The 16,904-nt window shown below is 62.2% G+C and carries 17 protein-coding genes; 10 read left to right on the top strand and 7 right to left on the bottom strand.

Annotated features, from left to right (window positions below; genetic code table 11):
- Nucleotides 1–14 precede the first annotated feature (14 nt).
- Nucleotides 15–326, top strand: coding sequence for an NGG1p interacting factor NIF3 (locus AC3ITA_RS05065; protein ID WP_489279649.1), 312 nt, complete (start codon nucleotides 15–17; stop codon nucleotides 324–326).
- A 186-nt stretch (nucleotides 327–512) separates the two neighbouring features.
- Here AC3ITA_RS05065 and nagE read toward each other — a convergent pair whose 3' ends face one another.
- The 7 genes from nagE to AC3ITA_RS05100 all read right to left on the bottom strand — a co-directional run bounded on the left by nagE (nucleotide 513) and on the right by AC3ITA_RS05100 (nucleotide 9,280).
- Nucleotides 513–2,228 carry an N-acetylglucosamine-specific PTS transporter subunit IIBC gene (gene nagE, locus AC3ITA_RS05070; protein WP_489279650.1) on the bottom strand — a complete coding sequence of 572 codons (1,716 nt, stop codon included), beginning with the start codon at nucleotides 2,226–2,228 and terminating at the stop codon, nucleotides 513–515.
- 29 nt (nucleotides 2,229–2,257) lie between these two features.
- Nucleotides 2,258–4,774, bottom strand: coding sequence for a phosphoenolpyruvate--protein phosphotransferase (gene ptsP / locus AC3ITA_RS05075; RefSeq protein WP_489279651.1), 2,517 nt, complete (start codon nucleotides 4,772–4,774; stop codon nucleotides 2,258–2,260).
- Between the two features lie 162 nt (nucleotides 4,775–4,936).
- Entirely contained in the window at nucleotides 4,937–5,959 is a 1,023-nt protein-coding gene (locus AC3ITA_RS05080; RefSeq protein WP_150672981.1) for an SIS domain-containing protein, read from the bottom strand.
- Nucleotides 5,940–7,046, bottom strand: a complete 1,107-nt coding sequence (nagA, locus tag AC3ITA_RS05085; protein ID WP_095943061.1) for an N-acetylglucosamine-6-phosphate deacetylase — start codon at nucleotides 7,044–7,046, stop codon at nucleotides 5,940–5,942. The genes AC3ITA_RS05080 and nagA overlap by 20 nt, the downstream gene beginning before the upstream one ends.
- Before the next feature lie 30 nt (nucleotides 7,047–7,076).
- Nucleotides 7,077–7,808, bottom strand: a complete 732-nt coding sequence (locus AC3ITA_RS05090) for a GntR family transcriptional regulator (RefSeq protein WP_095943062.1) — start codon at nucleotides 7,806–7,808, stop codon at nucleotides 7,077–7,079.
- A gap of 295 nt (nucleotides 7,809–8,103) precedes the next feature.
- Nucleotides 8,104–8,607 (bottom strand): L,D-transpeptidase family protein, encoded by a 504-nt coding sequence (locus AC3ITA_RS05095; protein ID WP_007982819.1) that lies wholly within the window; start codon nucleotides 8,605–8,607, stop codon nucleotides 8,104–8,106.
- 121 nt (nucleotides 8,608–8,728) lie between these two features.
- Entirely contained in the window at nucleotides 8,729–9,280 is a 552-nt protein-coding gene (locus tag AC3ITA_RS05100; RefSeq protein ID WP_489279652.1) for an NUDIX hydrolase, read from the bottom strand.
- A gap of 14 nt (nucleotides 9,281–9,294) precedes the next feature.
- On the opposite strand from AC3ITA_RS05100, the gene AC3ITA_RS05105 reads away from it, so the two are divergent.
- From AC3ITA_RS05105 to guaA, 9 genes are all read left to right on the top strand, one after another.
- A complete protein-coding gene (locus tag AC3ITA_RS05105; RefSeq protein ID WP_172435319.1) occupies nucleotides 9,295–9,438 on the top strand; it encodes a hypothetical protein in 144 nt (47 codons plus the stop codon).
- Nucleotides 9,428–10,027, top strand: coding sequence for a CoA pyrophosphatase (locus AC3ITA_RS05110; protein ID WP_150726759.1), 600 nt, complete (start codon nucleotides 9,428–9,430; stop codon nucleotides 10,025–10,027). The genes AC3ITA_RS05105 and AC3ITA_RS05110 overlap by 11 nt, the downstream gene beginning before the upstream one ends.
- 72 nt (nucleotides 10,028–10,099) lie before the next feature.
- The gene (locus AC3ITA_RS05115) at nucleotides 10,100–10,624 is read left to right on the top strand and encodes a gamma carbonic anhydrase family protein (protein WP_489279654.1); all 525 of its coding nucleotides are present in this window, start codon (nucleotides 10,100–10,102) and stop codon (nucleotides 10,622–10,624) included.
- On the top strand, nucleotides 10,621–10,836 hold the full coding sequence (locus tag AC3ITA_RS05120) for a DUF1289 domain-containing protein (protein ID WP_150672983.1): 216 nt from the start codon (nucleotides 10,621–10,623) through the stop codon (nucleotides 10,834–10,836). Before AC3ITA_RS05115 ends, AC3ITA_RS05120 begins: the two co-directional genes overlap by 4 nt.
- A 147-nt stretch (nucleotides 10,837–10,983) precedes the next feature.
- Nucleotides 10,984–11,451: a VUT family protein gene (locus tag AC3ITA_RS05125; protein ID WP_150672984.1), complete on the top strand. Its 468-nt coding sequence runs from the start codon at nucleotides 10,984–10,986 to the stop codon at nucleotides 11,449–11,451.
- A gap of 87 nt (nucleotides 11,452–11,538) precedes the next feature.
- Nucleotides 11,539–12,720: a formate-dependent phosphoribosylglycinamide formyltransferase gene (purT, locus tag AC3ITA_RS05130; RefSeq protein WP_095943067.1), complete on the top strand. Its 1,182-nt coding sequence runs from the start codon at nucleotides 11,539–11,541 to the stop codon at nucleotides 12,718–12,720.
- Between the two features lie 186 nt (nucleotides 12,721–12,906).
- Nucleotides 12,907–13,455 (top strand): sugar ABC transporter ATPase, encoded by a 549-nt coding sequence (locus tag AC3ITA_RS05135; protein WP_095943068.1) that lies wholly within the window; start codon nucleotides 12,907–12,909, stop codon nucleotides 13,453–13,455.
- 229 nt (nucleotides 13,456–13,684) lie between these two features.
- Nucleotides 13,685–15,154, top strand: coding sequence for an IMP dehydrogenase (gene guaB, locus AC3ITA_RS05140; RefSeq protein ID WP_008053208.1), 1,470 nt, complete (start codon nucleotides 13,685–13,687; stop codon nucleotides 15,152–15,154).
- A gap of 99 nt (nucleotides 15,155–15,253) precedes the next feature.
- Entirely contained in the window at nucleotides 15,254–16,831 is a 1,578-nt protein-coding gene (gene guaA, locus AC3ITA_RS05145; protein WP_008053207.1) for a glutamine-hydrolyzing GMP synthase, read from the top strand.
- Nucleotides 16,832–16,904 lie beyond the last annotated feature (73 nt).

Below are 16,904 nucleotides of genomic sequence, written 5' to 3' on the forward strand. Positions count from 1 at the left end.
GTGAACTAAGCGCCGTGTACAAGCTCAGCTTTTTCGTTCCAACCAGTCACGTCGAAGACGTGAAGAGTGCCGTATTCGCCGCCGGTGGCGGACGAATCGGTGACTATGACCACTGCGCCTGGCAGGTGTTGGGCCAAGGCCAGTTTCGCCCACTGGATGGCAGTCAGCCGTTCATTGGCGAGGCAGGGCAGGTCGAACAGGTCGAGGAATGGAAGGTTGAGCTGGTGGTGGTCGATGAGTTGATTCGCTCGGTGGTGGCGGCTCTGAAACAGAGCCATCCCTACGAGACACCGGCTTATGAAGTGTGGCGGTTGGAGGATTTCTGATCTTCCTGGCTGCTGAAATGAGAAACCCGCTGAAAGAGATTTCAGCGGGTTTTTTATCGCTCAGGATTCAGTGGTGTCAGTGAGGGCCTCATCGCGAGCAGGCTCGCTCCTACAGTGGTGCGGTGTACGCAGAGCAAATGTAGGAGCGAGCCTGCTCGCGATGGCGGCCTGTCATGCACCGAGGATCTAAACCTTTGCACTCACCTCACTACGATTGACTAACGCTTCCAGCGCATCACTCAAGCTAGGCGCCTTGTCGCCGATCAGCAAATGCCAGATGCCGCCTTCCAACTGGCTGACACCCTGGCAGCCCAACGCTTTCAAATCACATTCCGACAACGCCTTGCCATTGGCCAGTTGCAGGCGGATGCGGGTCATGGCGATGCAGTCGAGTTGCAGTACATTGTCTCCACCGCCCAGGGCATTGAGCCATTGCTGCGCCTCGGGTGCCGCTACGGCGGCAGGTGGCGGTGCGTCGATTTCTGCCGCCGGTGACGACACCATGGCCCGGCCCAGCGCCGGCATCGCCAGGCGAATCTCATCGGCAATCGCGTCGGCCATCGGTCCGACCACCACCTGCAAACTTCCGCCCTTGCCCGGACGCACCACCGCCATGGCGCCGAGCGCTTTCAAATCGGTATCCGAGGCCTTGTTGCGATCCACCATGTCCAGGCGCAAGCGGGTGGTGCAAGCGCCGACGGTGATCAGGTTTTCGGTACCACCCAAGGCCTTGATGTAAGCCCCGGCGCGTTCATTGTCGGCCACCGCAACCTGCGGGGAGGCAGTGCTGGTTTCGCGGCCCGGTGTCTTCAGGTCGAAGCGGCGGATACAGAAATCAAACACCACGTAATAGATCACCGCATAGGCCAGGCCCACCGGGAACACCAGCCAGCCGTTGGTGGACTTGCCCCAGCCAAGAATCATGTCGATGAAGCCGCCGGAGAAGGTGAACCCCAAGTGAATGTTCAGCGCATTGGTGATGGCCATCGACAAACCGGTCAACAACGCATGCAGCAGAAACAGCAACGGTGCGAGGAACATGAAGGCGAATTCGATCGGCTCGGTGACGCCGGTCAGGAACGCGGTCAACGCCATCGACAGGAAGATCCCACCCATCACCTTGCGCCGTTCCGGCAGGGCGTTGCGGTACATCGCCAGGCAGGCGGCGGGCAGGCCGAAGATCATCATCGGGAACATGCCGGTCATGAACTGGCCGCCTTTCGGGTCGCCGGCGAAGTAGCGCGACAGGTCGCCAGTCACCAGCGCGCCGGTGGTGGGGTCGGTGAAATTGCCGAACACGAACCACGCCATGTTGTTGAGGATGTGGTGTAGGCCGGTGACGATCAGCAGGCGGTTGAACACGCCGAAGACGAACGCGCCGAAGCTGCCGCTTTCCATCATCAGCGTGCCGAAGCTGTTGATGCCGTGCTGGATCGGCGGCCAGATGTAGCCGAACACCACGCCCAGGCCTACAGCGGCAAACCCGGTGACAATCGGCACAAAACGCCGGCCCCCGAAGAACGCCAGGTACTCCGGCAGCTTGATGTCCTTGAAGCGGTTGTACAGCGCGCCGGCCATCAAACCGCTGACGATCCCGGCAAGCATGCCCATGTTGATGCTCGGGTCGAGCACCTTGAGGGTGGAGATCATCACCAGGTAGCCGATCACCCCGGCAAGACCCGCCGTGCCGTTGTTGTCCCTGGCGAAACCGACCGCGATGCCGATGGCGAAGATCATCGCCAGGTTGGCGAAAATCACCTGGCCGGCGTCGTGGATGATCGCGATGTTCAGCAGGTCGGTATCGCCCAGGCGCAGCAGCAGGCCGGCAATCGGCAGGATCGCGATCGGCAGCATCAGCGCGCGGCCGAGGCGTTGCAGGCCTTCGATGAAAAGTTGGTACATGGCGGTTCTCCGTGGATTCTTGTTGTTCTTTAGCTCAGAGGCCAATGCTGGTGGCAGGCGTGACGCACCGCGCTGGCGCTGCTCAGCTTGAGCAGGCCCTGGCTGATGCGCCGGCATTCGCCGGCGTCGAGATGACGCACGCGATCCTTGATTTCACCGACTTGTACCGGGCTCACCGACAGTTCACTGACCCCCAGGCCGATCAACACTGGCGTGGCCAGCGGATCGGACGCCAGTGCGCCGCACACGCCCACCCAACGGTTGTGCTGCGCCGCACCGGCGCAGGTCTGGGCGATCAGCCGCAGCAGTGCCGGGTGCAGCGCATCGACGCGGGCGGCGAGCCCGGCGTGGTCACGATCCATCGCCAGGGTGTATTGCGACAGGTCGTTGGTGCCGATGGACAGGAAGTCCGCGTGCTCGGCCAGTTGCTCGGCCAGCAGCGCGGCGGCCGGAACCTCGATCATCACCCCCAGCTCCGGGCGTTGCGCCAGGCCGAGTTCACCGCACAAGGCGTCGAGGCGCTGGCGGATGTGCAGCAGTTCATCGACTTCGGTGATCATTGGCAGCAGGATCCGGCAGCGTGACAATGGGCGGATGTGCAGCAGCGCGCGCAGTTGCTGGTCGAGCAGTTCAGGGCGAACCTGAGCCAGGCGAATGCCGCGCAGGCCGAGCACCGGATTGGCCTCGGCAGGCAGTGGCAGGTAGTCCAGTTGCTTGTCGCCGCCGACGTCGATGGTGCGGATGATCACCGACTTGTCGCCCATGGCATCGAGCACCGCTTGATAGGCGTGGTGTTGTTCCTCTTCGTTCGGGGCGGTGTGGCGGTCGACGAAGAGAAACTCGGTGCGCAGCAAGCCGACACCGTCGGCGCCATTGGCCAATGCGTCTGCTGCTTCCGTGCTGGACGCCACGTTGGCGGCGACTTCAATGCGCAGGCCGTCGGTGGTCAGCGCGGGTGTGTGCGCCTGGGCCTGCTGTTCGGCCCGGCGTTGTTGCTGTTGCTGTTGCAGCTGGCGCACGTCGGTCAGGCGCTGTGTGCCGGGTGTCAGTTCGAGGCGGCCGCCGTCGGCGTCCAGCACCACCGGTTGCCCCTGTTGCTGATCGAGCAGCGTCGAACCCAGCGCCACCATGCACGGCAAGCCTTTGCCCCTAGCCAGAATCGCTACGTGGGAGGTCGCGCCACCTTCGGCCATGCACAGCCCGGCGACGCCTTGCTGGCTCAGTTGCAGCAAATCCGATGGCGTCAGTTCATGGGCCGCGACGATGGCGCCGGCCGGCACGTCGTAATGCCAGGTATCGCCGAGCAATGCGCGCAGCACCCGTTGCTTGAGGTCGCGCAGGTCGTTGGCGCGTTCGGCCAGCAGCGTGCTGCCGGTTTGCTGGAGGACTTCGCATTGCGCGTCGATGGCCTGGCTCCAGGCGTGGGTCGCGGCCGAGCCCTGGGCGACGCTTTGACTGGCGGCGTCCACTAGGGCCGGGTCTTCGAGCAGCGCCAGGTGTGCGGCGAAAATCGCCTCTTCAGCGGTGTCCTTGTGTTTTTTCGCCAGGGTCAGTGTGTGTTCGATTTCACTGCGCACCTGGCTCAGTGCCGCGTCCAGCACTTGCTGTTGTTGCTGCGGATCATGATGGCCGGCATCCACCGGCAGGCTGATCGCATTCAGGCGAAACAACGGCCCGCCGACCAGACCGGGCGCCGCGCAGACGCCGTGCAACACACCGGCTTCGGCAGTGCGATTGCGTTGGGCAATCGTGGCTGGCGCGGCGGCGTGGTGGTCTTCGGCCAGGGCTGTGGATAACGCGGTCAACAAGGCTTGCAGTGCGGCTTCGGCATCCGGGCCCTGGCAACTGACCTGGACCTCCGCCTGTTCGCCGATGGCCAGCCCCATCAGGCCGATCAGGCTGTCGCAGGTGGCCGACTTGCCGGCGAAATGCAGCTGCGATTTGCTTTTGAACCCTTGCGCGGTCTGACGGATCAACGCGGCCGGCCGCGCGTGCAGACCACCACGGTGAGCAATGCGCACCTGACCGACAATCTCGACGCCGGCAAACTCGGTTTCGACCTGTGCGCTCGACGTCTGTCGACGAATGATGTGCAGCAGCGGCTCGCCGACCTTTACCGACTTGAGGGTGATGGGCCGTGCCTGAAAGTCCTGGCTGTTGGTGAGGATCAGCAGGCTGACCAGGCTTTTGCACTGTTGCGCGACCTTGTCCAGGTCGTAGCGCAGCAGCGGTTGGCCGTTGGCGACACGCGCGCCTTCCTTGACCAGCATCGAGAAGCCCTGGCCTTGCAGCTCGACGGTGTCGAGGCCCAGATGCAGGAGCAATTCCGCGCCATTGTCGGCACGCAGGGTCACGGCGTGGCCGGTGCGGGCGACATGCACCACCACGCCGGCGCAGGGAGCGTGAAGCGTGTCGTTGAGCGGATCGATGGCAATGCCGTCACCCATGGCGCCGCTGGCGAACACCGGGTCCGGGACTTTGGCGAGCGTGAGCACCGGGCCGCTGAGCGGGGCGCTTAAGGTCAGCTCTTTATTGTTGTTATGCATGGGCTCGGTCTCATCAGGAAAGCTACGATTTTGAAATTCGTTTGGTCCCCTGTGGGAGCGAGCCTGCTCGCGATGGACGTCAACGATAATGCGTTCCTCCTGAATGAACGCGTCGTTTTCAAAACCATCGCGAGCAGGCTCGCTCCTACAGGGTGATTGCCTTTAGTGCGTACGAGTGACTTTGCTCAGGTGCCGCGGCTGGTCCGGGTCCATGCCACGGGCCACGGCCAGGCCGGCGGCCATCACGTAGAAACTCTGGATCGCCAGAATCGGGTCGAGGGCCGGGTGTTCGGCGCGGGTCAGGGTCAGGTCGCGTTCAAGCACGTCATCCGGCGCGGCCAGCAGGACCCGGGCGCCGCGTTGGCGCATGTCGGCGGCCAGGCTCAGCAAACCGGCCTGTTCGGCACCCCGTGGGGCAAACACCAGCAACGGGTAGTTGTCGCCGATCAAGGCCATCGGGCCGTGACGGACTTCGGCGCTGCTGAAGGCTTCGGCCTGGATCGCCGAAGTCTCCTTGAACTTGAGCGCCGCTTCCTGGGCGATGGCGAAACCGGCGCCACGGCCGATCACCATCAATTGCTGGCAATCGCGCAAGGCGTCGATGGCCGGGCTCCAGTCCTGTTGCGCGGCGTGGCGCAGGCCTTCGGGCAAGGCACGACCGGCTTCGAGCAATTCGGCGTCTTCTTTCCAGTGGCCAATCAGCCGCGCGCTGGCGCTGAGGGTGGCGATGAAACTCTTGGTCGCGGCGACGCTGCTTTCGATGCCGGCACACAGCGGCAGGCTGAATTCGCAGGCGGCTTCCAGCGGCGACTCTTCGGCGTTGACCATCGAAATACTCAGGGCGCCGCGCTTGCGCAACAGGCGCAGACTGTTGACCAGGTCCGGGCTTTGCCCCGACTGCGAGAAAGCGAATGCCACCTGGCCACTGACCTTCAACGGCGCCTGCTGCATGGTCACCACCGACATCGGCAACGAGGCCACCGGAAAACCCAGCAGTTGCATGGTCAGGTAGGCGAAGTAGCTGGCGGCGTGGTCGGAGCTGCCGCGCGCGACGGTCATCACCACTTGCGGCGGCTGACGACGCAGGCGCCCGGCGATCTCGATCATCTGTGGGTCGAGTGTTTGCAACTGGGCCTGCACGGCTTCGAACGAGGACAGCGCCTCTTCAAGCATTTTTGAAGTCAATGTCTTCTCCTTCGACCATGACAGCGGTCAGTTTCAGTGAGCGATCCAGTCGCACGCAGTCGGCCCAGGCGCCTGGTTGCAGGCGCCCGCGTTCGGTGATGCCGAGGTAATCGGCGGGGAATTGCGACAGGCGCTGCGAAGCTTCGGCGATGGGCAGGCCGATCTTCACCAGGTTGCGCAGGGCCTGATCCATGGTCAGGGTACTGCCGGCCAGGGTGCCGTCGGGCAGGCGCACGCCGCCCAGGCATTTGGTTACGGTGTGGCTGCCGAGCTTGTATTCACCGTCGGGCATGCCGGCGGCGGCGGTCGAGTCGGTGACGCAGTACAGGCACGGAATCGAGCGCAGAGCCACGCGGATGGCGCCGGGGTGCACGTGCAGCAAGTCCGGAATCAGTTCGGCGTATTTGGCGTGGGCCAGGGCTGCGCCGACGATCCCCGGCTCGCGGTGATGCAGCGGGCTCATGGCGTTGTAGAGGTGAGTGAAACTGCTGGCGCCGGCCTCCAGCGCGGCCACGCCTTCCTCGTAACTGCCCAGGGTGTGGCCGATCTGCATACGCACGCCACGGCCGCTCAGGTCGCGGATCAAGGCGTCGTGACCGGCGATTTCCGGGGCGATGGTGATCACCCGGATCGGTGCGAGCGCCAGGTACGCTTCGACTTCGGCCATCAGCGCGGTGTGGGCGAAGTTGGGTTGCGCGCCGAGTTTGCCGGGGTTGATGTAGGGGCCTTCGAGGTGCACGCCGAGTACCCGGGCGCAGCCTTGGGGGCGCTGCTCACAGAATTCGCCGACGGCCTTGAGCACGCTGGAGATTTCTTCGCTCGGTGCGGTCATGGTAGTGGCCAGCAGCGACGTGGTGCCGAAGCGCACATGGGTTCGGGTGATGGTTTCGAAAGCGGGCGCGCCTTCCATGATGTCTTTGCCGCCGCCGCCGTGAACGTGCAGGTCGATGAAGCCCGGTAGCAGGTACGGCAGGTCGTTGTCCGCCGGATCGCAGGGCTGGCCTTCGATCGACACGACCTTGCCGTGCTCATGAACCAGTCGGCCGCGAACCCAGCCGTGGGGGGTGAGGATGTTGTCTTCGGACATGATCTGTTCTCGATATTCGGCGGCTATTTGTTAGCGACGCAGCTCTGCGACAAAGTCGTAGTAGTCGTTACGGCAATAGGTGTCGGTGACTTCGATGGGCGTGTTGTCTTCCAGGTAGCCGACCCGGGTCATCAGCAACATGGCGGTGCCGGGGGGGATGCCCACCAGTGCGGCGAACTCGTCCGAGGCGTTGATCGCCTGGATGTGCTGCAGGGCGCGGACCACCGGCTTGCCGATGCCGTCGAGGAATTCGTAGAGGGAGTCACCGACTATTTGCGGCTTGGGAATGATCGAGGCGGGCAGGGTGCTCATCTCGATGGCCATCACCGTGTCGTCGGCCTTGCGCAGGCGTTTGAGGCGCGCAACCTTGTCGTTGGGCGACAGACCGAGGCGGATCAGCTCTTCATGGGTCGGCAGGGTGATTTCCCGCTCCAGCCATTGCGAGCCGGGCACGAACCCCTTGAGGCGGAGCATTTCACTGAAGCCGGAAAGACGCGACAACGGTTGTTCGAGGCGCGGCGTGATGAAGGTGCCGGAGCCCTGGTTGCGGCGGATCAGGCCTTGTTCGAACAACACTTCCAAGGCCTTGCGGGCGGTGACGCGGGAGATGCCCAGCGTCTCGCTCAGATTGCGTTCCGATGGCATCGCCTGCTCGGCTTTCCACTGGCCGGCGTGGATCGCGGCTTCCAGGTTACGTGCCAGTTGCAGGTACAACGGCGTGGGTTGGGTATCGTCGGGGCGCAGGGCCTGGAGATCGTTCATGGCGGTTGTCCGGGGCGGATATTGGAATGTTTTTGCCCGTGAATGGGCGAAAACTAATACCACTTGAATACCATGTCAACGCCAGAGCTTTGCTGTTTGTGGAAGGAAACCTGCCTTGTCGGCTAGTTGGAGTGGGGGGTGGTTTGAAGTGGTATTAGAGGGGCGGATTTTGAAGGCAAAGATCGCAGCCTGCGACAGCGCCTGCAGTGCGAAATGGTATTCACGCTGCAGGCGCTGCCGAAGGCTGCGATCTTTTGAATTTATTTTTCGATGGCGACCAACGGTCGTGGGGGGATTACGGGCGGATTTCGATCATCGTGCCGTCCGGCACCAGGTTCCAGACTTCGCGCATGTCCATGTTGCGCATGGCGATGCAGCCGTCGGTCCAGTCCAGGGTGTGGAACAGGTCTTCGGGGGTGTCTTCGCTGTCCGGGGTGCCGTGGATCATGATCATGCCGCCGGGCTCGACGCCCTCACGACGGGCACGGGCAGAGTCGCTGATGTTCGGGTAGGAAATGTGCATCGCCAGGTTGAAGCGATCGCTGATCTTGCGCCAGTCGACCCAGTAGAAGCCTTCCGGGGTGCGCTTGTCGCCTTCCATCAGCTTGGGCCCCTTGGGACGCTTGCCCAGGGAAATGCGATAGGTCTTGAGCGGCTTGCCGTCATTGATCAATTGCAATTGATGGGAAGACTTGAGAATCAGGATCTTCTCGATGACCTTGCCGTCCAGGGTTTCCACGGCAGAAGCCTGGGACACCGTGACGAACGACAAACAGAACAGGGCAAGCAACCAGCGCATTGAAACGATTCCCCAGGAGGTGTCGCGACTATTTATGTATAGAAGTTTTTGCAGGAGCTGCCGCAGGCTCGTGCCGCGTTCGGGCGGTCTTTCGGCGCCTTTGAGTGATGCCGGGATGACATCAGATAATGGCAGACTGAGCAAGTGGCGGGATCGATTCAGACCGAACGGGATAGACCTCGGTCCGCCGGTCAGCGAAGAAGCATTCTAAGGTACGGCCCACCGTGCGGAAAGCCAGCTCATCCCATGGAATGTCCGCTTCGTCGAATAGTTGCACTTCCAGGCTCTCGGGGCCGGCAGAAAAGTCCAGGTCCGCCAGCTCGGCACGGAAGAACACATGCACCTGGCTGATGTGCGGCACGTCGATCAGGGTATAGATCCTCAGGTTGCGCACCCGGGCGCAGGCTTCCTCGGCGGTTTCGCGAATGGCGGCCTGTTCGATGGTCTCGCCGTTCTCCATGAAACCGGCGGGCAGGGTCCAGTAGCCGCGACGTGGCTCGATGGCCCGTCGGCACAACAACACCTTGGTGTCCCAGGTCGCCACGCAGCCGGCGACGATGTTGGGGTTCTGGTAGTGAATGGCGTGACAGCTGTCGCAGACAAAACGCAGACGCGAATCGCCCTCGGGAATGCGCTGGGTCACCGGGTTACCGCACTGGCTGCAAAATTTCATGCTGGGGTTCCTGAATGCTGCGCCTATCTTGGCGTGCGGCAGTGCCGGTCGGCAAGTTGTCGTTTCGCGACATGGGACGGTTGCGGGGGTTGGGCGGCCGCAGCGATTGGTGCATGATGCCGGGTAAGGCACAGATCGAGAACACTCATGCTGGATGAGCTACTGCATCGGGTTAGTAACCACACTCCACGCACACTGGAGACCGACCGTCGTTTTCCCGAGGCCGCAGTGCTGGTGCCCATCACCCGCAGTGACGAGCCCGAGCTGGTGTTGACCCTGCGTGCCAGCGGCCTGTCGACCCATGGCGGCGAAGTCGCCTTTCCCGGCGGACGCCGTGACCCCGAAGACCCCGACCTGATTTTCACCGCCCTGCGTGAAGCCGAAGAAGAGATCGGCCTGCCGCCGGGGCTGGTCGAGGTGATCGGCCCGCTCAGCCCGCTGATCAGCCTGCATGGCATCAAGGTCACGCCCTATGTCGGGGTGATCCCGGATTTTGTCCAATACCAGGCCAACGATGCCGAGATCGCCGCGGTGTTCAGCGTGCCCCTCGAGTTCTTCCGCAAAGACCCCCGCGAACATACCCATCGTATCGATTATCAGGGCCGCAGCTGGTACGTCCCGAGCTATCGCTTTGGCGAATACAAGATCTGGGGGCTGACGGCGATCATGATCGTCGAGTTGATCAACCTGCTGTATGACGCCAAAATCAGCCTGCATCAGCCTCCCAAAAGCTTTATCAGTATCTGACGCCATCGTTCGAATGGCCTGAATCCTGGTTTTGCTGAAAAAAAGCCTGCCTGAGCCTTGAGGAATCCAACAATGAAATACCGCCTGGGCGACGCCCGCGTCGAAACCCATCCACAGAGCTGGGTCGCACCCAATGCCGTGCTGGTGGGCAAGGTCAAGCTGGAAGAGGGCGCCAACGTCTGGTTCAACGCCGTATTGCGCGGCGACAACGAGTTGATCCTGGTCGGCAAGAACAGCAACGTCCAGGACGGTACCGTAATGCACACCGACATGGGCTACCCGCTGACCATCGGCACCGGCGTGACCATCGGCCACAACGCCATGCTCCACGGCTGCACCGTCGGCGACTACAGCCTGATCGGCATCAACGCGGTGATTCTCAATGGCGCGAAGATCGGCAAGAACTGCATCATCGGCGCCAACTCGCTGATCGGCGAAGGCAAGGAGATTCCGGACGGATCGCTGGTCATGGGCTCGCCCGGCAAAGTGGTGCGCGAATTGACCGAGCCACAAATCAAGATGCTGGAGGCCAGCGCTGCTCACTATGTACACAACTCGCAGCGTTATGCCCGCGACCTGGCCGAGCAGGAACAATGACCACCACTGAACGCCCGGTTGCATCGCCCTGCGTGAACATTTGTGCGCTGGATGACGATGACATCTGCACCGGTTGCCAGCGCACGGTGGAGGAGATTACCCGCTGGAGCCGCATGGACAACGACGAGCGGCGCAAGGTGCTGGGGTTGTGTCATGAGCGGGCCAAGGCCAGTGGGTTGATCTGGATGATCGGGGCAAAACCGCGGTTGTAGGAGCGAGCTTGCTCCGGGCGGCGTTCCGACGATGGACCCGCGAACGCCGCGGGGTGTCAGGTTTGCCGCGTTATCGTTCACGACCATCGCGAGCAAGCTCGCTCCTACAGTATTCTGTGCGGCAAATTGACAGGTACTTTCCCGCCCATGCTCTTCCTGATCGCCTACATCAGCAGCGTCGTGCTGATCAACTACGCCTTTTCCACCGCCCCCCACCTGGACATTATCTGGTCGGCCTGGGGCGGGCTGGTGTTTGTGTTGCGCGACATGGTGCAAGCCCGGTTCGGGCATGGCGCCCTCGCGGCGATGCTGGTGGCGCTGGTGTTGTCCTATGTCACCTCCGATCCGTCCATCGCCCTGGCCAGCGCCACGGCGTTCGCGGTTTCCGAGTGCATCGACTGGCTGGTGTTCAGCATCACCAAACGTCCGCTGCATGATCGCCTGTGGATAAGTTCGGCCCTGAGCATTCCCCTCGATACCTTTATCTTTTTCGGCATGATCGACGCCCTGACGCCGGGGGTGATCCTCACCGCCCTGGGTTCGAAGTTCGCCGGGGTCACCGCCGTGTGGCTGATCATGGCCTGGCGCCTGCGCAAACAGGCTGTCGTCGGCTGAAGTTCATGTAAAATGCCGCGCTTTCTCCCCATGGGAAGCGCGCATGGCGACGCGTCCCTCGATGATCCGCTCCTTGAGGACCTTCAGATGACCCGTATCGGAACTCCATTGTCGCCGACCGCGACCCGCGTATTGATGTGTGGCTGTGGCGAGTTGGGCAAGGAAGTGGTGATCGAGCTGCAACGCCTGGGCGTTGAAGTGATCGCCGTGGACCGCTACGCCAACGCGCCGGCCATGCAGGTGGCGCACCGCAGCCATGTGATCAACATGCTCGACGGTGCCGCCCTGCGCGCCGTGATCGAAGCCGAGAAGCCGCATTTCATCGTGCCGGAAATCGAAGCCATCGCTACCGCGACCCTGGTGGAACTGGAGGCCGAAGGTTTCACCGTGATCCCGACCGCCCGCGCCGCGCAATTGACCATGAACCGCGAAGGCATCCGTCGCCTGGCCGCTGAAGAGCTGGACCTGCCAACCTCGCCGTACCACTTCGCCGACACCTTCGAGGACTACAGCAAGGCCGTCGAGGACCTCGGTTTCCCATGCGTGGTCAAGCCGGTCATGAGTTCCTCGGGCAAGGGCCAGAGCCTGCTGCGCAGCGTCGATGACGTGCAGAAAGCCTGGGACTACGCCCAGGAAGGTGGCCGCGCCGGCAAAGGTCGGGTGATCATCGAGGGCTTCATCGATTTCGACTACGAAATCACCCTGCTGACCGTGCGCCACGTCGGCGGCACCACCTTCTGCGCACCGGTCGGCCATCGTCAGGAGAAGGGCGACTATCAGGAATCCTGGCAGCCCCAAGCCATGAGCCCGATTGCCCTGGCTGAGTCCGAGCGTGTTGCCAAAGCGGTGACCGAAGCCTTGGGTGGCCGTGGTCTGTTCGGCGTCGAGCTGTTCATCAAGGGCGATCAAGTGTGGTTCAGCGAAGTCTCGCCGCGTCCGCACGACACCGGCCTGGTGACCCTGATCTCCCAGGACCTGTCGCAGTTCGCCCTGCATGCACGGGCCATTCTCGGTCTGCCGATCCCGTTGATCCGTCAGTTCGCGCCATCGGCCTCGGCGGTGATTCTGGTAGAAGGGCAGTCGACCCAGACCGCTTTCGCCAACCTGGGCGCTGCCTTGAGCGAGCCGGATACCGCGCTGCGCCTGTTCGGCAAGCCGGAAGTCAACGGCCAGCGCCGCATGGGCGTGGCCCTGGCTCGCGACGAATCGATCGAAGCCGCCCGCGCCAAGGCAACCCGCGCTTCCCAGGCGGTTGTCGTAGAACTGTAAAAACAGCTATGGCGGGCCTATACCTTCTATAGGCATCGCGCCATTGCTTTACCTGTAGGAGCGAGCCTGCTCGCGATGGACTCAAGAACACCGCGGGGAACCAGACTCCCCGCGTTATCGTTAACGTCCATCGCGAGCAGGCTCGCTCCTACAGGTCATTTATCAATGTTCCAGGCCTGTACCCCCATGAATTCGCAAAGCATCATCGTCCCGAAAATCTCCACCCTGCCGGTCCACGAACCCCGGGCCCGGGCCGTCGTGCGTTGGCTGGTGCGCAAGAACATCATCCAGGAAGAACTGACCACTTGCGGCCGCACCGGCAATCGCATGGCCCACGCCATCGCCGACGGTGCCCGCGCAGTGGTCCTGCACCCGGAGGCCCTGCCATTCGGCGAAGCGGTCAATGGCCTGGAGATCATCACCAAGCGTTGCATCTATACGCCAGCCAAGGGATTCCTTGAAGAGGCAGGCTGCGCCGAGTGCCGCAAGGAAATCGGTGAAGCCCTGTTCGAAAGCCTGGAAGACTGGATGCCGGGGCGCACCGACAACTTCACCTGCCCCGAATGCGGGCATGAAGACGACATCAACGGCTTCCTGTTCCTGCAGGAATGCGGCTTCTCCAACCTGGGTTTCATCTTCAACAACTGGGCCGAAGCCGGGTTCAAGCAGAGCTTTATCGATGAATTCGCCGATTGGCTGGATCAGCCTGTCAGTTGGGTGAAAGTCGAACTCTGATGACCCTGTAGGAGCGAGCTCGCTCGCGATGAACTCAAGAACACCGCGGGGAACCAGAATGTTCGCGTTATGGTTCACGACCATCGCGAGCGAGCTCGCTCCTACAGAAAAGCAGCAATATCATCCCGTACATCAGTAAAGCCAATAATAGACAGAGTTTTACATTGAACCCGAGGGGGTGTCTGACTATAATGGCGCGCTTCCATTTTCCCGCTCGGGAGCCCCCGCGATGCTGCGTATCAGCCAAGAAGCTCTGACATTCGACGACATTCTCCTAGTGCCCGGTTATTCCGAGGTGCTTCCTAACGAAGTCAGTCTCAAGACCCGCCTTACCCGTGGCATCGAGCTGAATATTCCACTGGTCTCCGCCGCCATGGACACCGTCACTGAAGCCCGTCTGGCAATCGCCATGGCTCAGGAAGGTGGTATCGGTATCATCCACAAGAACATGACCATCGAGCAGCAAGCTGCCGAAGTGCGCAAGGTCAAGCGTTACGAAGCCGGTGTGGTCAAGGACCCGATCACCATCGTCGCCGACGCCACCGTGCGCGAGTTGTTCGAACTGACCCGCATGCACAACATCTCCGGCGTTCCGGTGCTGCACAATGGCGACCTGGTCGGCATTGTCACCTCCCGTGACGTGCGTTTCGAGAACCGTCTGGAAGCCACCGTCCGTGAAGTGATGACGCCTAAAGAGCGTCTGGTCACGGTCAAGGAAGGCGCCGACAAGAACGATGTGCGTGAACTGCTGCACAAGCACCGCATCGAGCGCGTGCTGATCGTCGACGACAAATTCGCCCTCAAAGGCATGATGACCGTCAACGACATCGAAAAAGCCAAGGCTTACCCGCTGGCCAGCAAGGACGATCAAGGTCGTCTGCGCGTCGGCGCTGCAGTCGGCACCGGTAAAGACACCGGTGACCGCGTTGCCGCCCTGGTTGCTGCCGGCGTTGACGTGGTGGTGGTAGACACCGCTCACGGTCACTCCAAGGGCGTGATCGACCGCGTTCGCTGGGTCAAGCAGAACTTCCCTGAAGTGCAGGTGATCGGCGGCAACATCGCCACCGGCGCTGCCGCCAAGGCCCTGGCCGAAGCGGGCGCTGACGCCGTCAAGGTCGGTATCGGCCCTGGCTCGATCTGCACCACCCGTATCGTCGCCGGTGTCGGCGTGCCGCAAATCAGTGCCATCGCCAACGTTGCCGCTGCCCTTGAAGGCACAGGCGTGCCGTTGATCGCCGACGGCGGCATCCGTTTCTCCGGTGACCTGTCCAAGGCCATCGTGGCCGGTGCTTCCTGCGTGATGATGGGCTCGATGTTCGCCGGTACCGAAGAGGCACCGGGCGAGATCGAACTGTTCCAGGGTCGTTCGTACAAGGCTTATCGCGGCATGGGTTCGCTGGGCGCCATGTCCCAGGCTCAAGGTTCCTCCGACCGTTACTTCCAGGACTCCTCGGCAGGCGCCGAGAAGCTGGTTCCGGAAGGCATCGAAGGGCGTGTTCCTTACAAGGGCACCCTGAGCGCGATCATCCACCAGTTGATGGGCGGCCTGCGCTCCTCGATGGGCTACACCGGCAGCGCCGACATCGAAGAAATGCGCACCAAGCCTGAGTTCGTGCGGATCACCGGCGCTGGCATGGCCGAGTCCCACGTTCACGACGTGCAGATCACCAAGGAAGCGCCAAACTACCGCGTAGGTTGAGCCTTCAAGCAACACGCTAAGCAACCGGGGCTGTTTTATTCAGCCCCGAGTTGTTTCTGAATCACGACTGTTTCCGAATTTTTTAGACGAGACTGAATCATGGCCCTCGACATTCACGCCCACCGCATCCTGATCCTCGACTTCGGTTCCCAGTACACCCAACTGATCGCCCGCCGCGTGCGTGAAATCGGCGTGTACTGCGAACTGCACCCGTTCGACATGGACGAAGATGCGATCCGCGAATTCGCTCCTAAAGGCGTCATCCTCGCCGGCGGCCCGGAGTCGGTTCACGAAGCCAACAGCCCGCGCTGCCCGCAAGCGGTTTTCGATCTGGGCGTGCCGGTCTTCGGTATCTGCTACGGCATGCAGACCATGGCCGAGCAACTGGGCGGCAAGGTTGAAGGTTCCGAGCTGCGTGAGTTCGGTTATGCCCGCGTGGACGTGGTCGGCAAGAGCCGTCTGCTCGACGGCATCGAAGACCACATCGACGCCGACGGCCTGTTCGGCCTCGACGTGTGGATGAGTCACGGTGACAAAGTTACCCGCATGCCGGAAGACTTCCACATCCTGGCCAGCACCCCGAGCTGCCCGATCGCCGGCATGTTCAGCGACGAGCGCCGCTACTACGGCGTGCAGTTCCACCCGGAAGTGACCCACACCAAGCAGGGCGGTCGCATCCTGTCGCGCTTCATCCTCGACATCTGCGAGTGTGAAGCCCTGTGGACTCCCTCGAAAATCGCTGAAGACGCCATCGCCCAGGTGCGTGCCCAGGTCGGCACTGACAACGTCCTGCTCGGCCTGTCCGGCGGTGTTGACTCGTCCGTGGTTGCCGCGCTGCTGCACAAGGCCATCGGCGACCAGCTGACCTGCGTGTTCGTCGACAACGGCCTGCTGCGCCTGCACGAAGGTGAGCAAGTGATGGCCATGTTCGCCGAGAACATGGGCGTCAAGGTGATCCGTGCCAACGCCGAAGAGCAGTTCCTGGGCAACCTGGCCGGCGAAGCCGACCCGGAGAAGAAGCGCAAGATCATCGGCCGTACCTTCATCGACGTGTTCGATGCCGAATCCTGCAAGCTGGACAACATCAAGTACCTGGCCCAGGGCACCATCTACCCGGACGTGATCGAGTCGGCTGGCGCGAAAAGCGGCAAGGCCCACGTGATCAAGTCGCACCACAACGTGGGCGGCCTGCCGGAAGAAATGAACCTCAAGCTGGTTGAACCGTTGCGCGAGCTGTTCAAGGATGAAGTCCGTCGTCTGGGCCTGGAACTGGGCCTGCCGTACGACATGGTCTACCGTCACCCGTTCCCGGGCCCGGGCCTGGGCGTGCGCATCCTCGGTGAAGTGAAGAAGGAATACGCCGACCTGCTGCGTCGCGCCGACCACATCTTCATCGAAGAACTGCGCAAGGCCGACTGGTACCACAAGGTCAGCCAGGCGTTCGTGGTGTTCCAGCCGGTGAAATCGGTTGGCGTGGTGGGCGATGGCCGTCGTTACGCCTGGGTCGTGGCCCTGCGTGCCGTGGAAACCATCGACTTCATGACTGCGCGTTGGGCACACCTGCCTTACGAACTGCTGGAAACCGTTTCCGGCCGCATCATCAATGAAATCGAAGGCATCTCCCGCGTCACCTACGACGTGTCGAGCAAGCCGCCAGCGACCATTGAGTGGGAATGATCGAATTGAACCTGTGAAATCAGGTTCAAATCGATAATACCAAGCGAAGCCCCGGTTCGAGAGACCCGGGGCT

Source organism: Pseudomonas sp. GL_090 (assembly GCF_057837765.1).

Coding starts and splice junctions, on each gene's coding strand:
- ptsP (WP_489279651.1), bottom strand. CDS start 4,774: ATGCATAACAACAATAAAGAGCTGACCTTAAGCGCCCCGCTCAGCGGC.
- guaB (WP_008053208.1), top strand. CDS start 13,685: ATGCTGCGTATCAGCCAAGAAGCTCTGACATTCGACGACATTCTCCTA.
- AC3ITA_RS05105 (WP_172435319.1), top strand. CDS start 9,295: ATGCTGCGCCTATCTTGGCGTGCGGCAGTGCCGGTCGGCAAGTTGTCG.
- AC3ITA_RS05135 (WP_095943068.1), top strand. CDS start 12,907: ATGAATTCGCAAAGCATCATCGTCCCGAAAATCTCCACCCTGCCGGTC.
- AC3ITA_RS05115 (WP_489279654.1), top strand. CDS start 10,100: ATGAAATACCGCCTGGGCGACGCCCGCGTCGAAACCCATCCACAGAGC.
- nagA (WP_095943061.1), bottom strand. CDS start 7,046: ATGTCCGAAGACAACATCCTCACCCCCCACGGCTGGGTTCGCGGCCGA.
- AC3ITA_RS05125 (WP_150672984.1), top strand. CDS start 10,984: ATGCTCTTCCTGATCGCCTACATCAGCAGCGTCGTGCTGATCAACTAC.
- AC3ITA_RS05110 (WP_150726759.1), top strand. CDS start 9,428: ATGCTGGATGAGCTACTGCATCGGGTTAGTAACCACACTCCACGCACA.
- AC3ITA_RS05100 (WP_489279652.1), bottom strand. CDS start 9,280: ATGAAATTTTGCAGCCAGTGCGGTAACCCGGTGACCCAGCGCATTCCC.
- AC3ITA_RS05120 (WP_150672983.1), top strand. CDS start 10,621: ATGACCACCACTGAACGCCCGGTTGCATCGCCCTGCGTGAACATTTGT.
- purT (WP_095943067.1), top strand. CDS start 11,539: ATGACCCGTATCGGAACTCCATTGTCGCCGACCGCGACCCGCGTATTG.
- guaA (WP_008053207.1), top strand. CDS start 15,254: ATGGCCCTCGACATTCACGCCCACCGCATCCTGATCCTCGACTTCGGT.
- AC3ITA_RS05095 (WP_007982819.1), bottom strand. CDS start 8,607: ATGCGCTGGTTGCTTGCCCTGTTCTGTTTGTCGTTCGTCACGGTGTCC.
- nagE (WP_489279650.1), bottom strand. CDS start 2,228: ATGTACCAACTTTTCATCGAAGGCCTGCAACGCCTCGGCCGCGCGCTG.
- AC3ITA_RS05090 (WP_095943062.1), bottom strand. CDS start 7,808: ATGAACGATCTCCAGGCCCTGCGCCCCGACGATACCCAACCCACGCCG.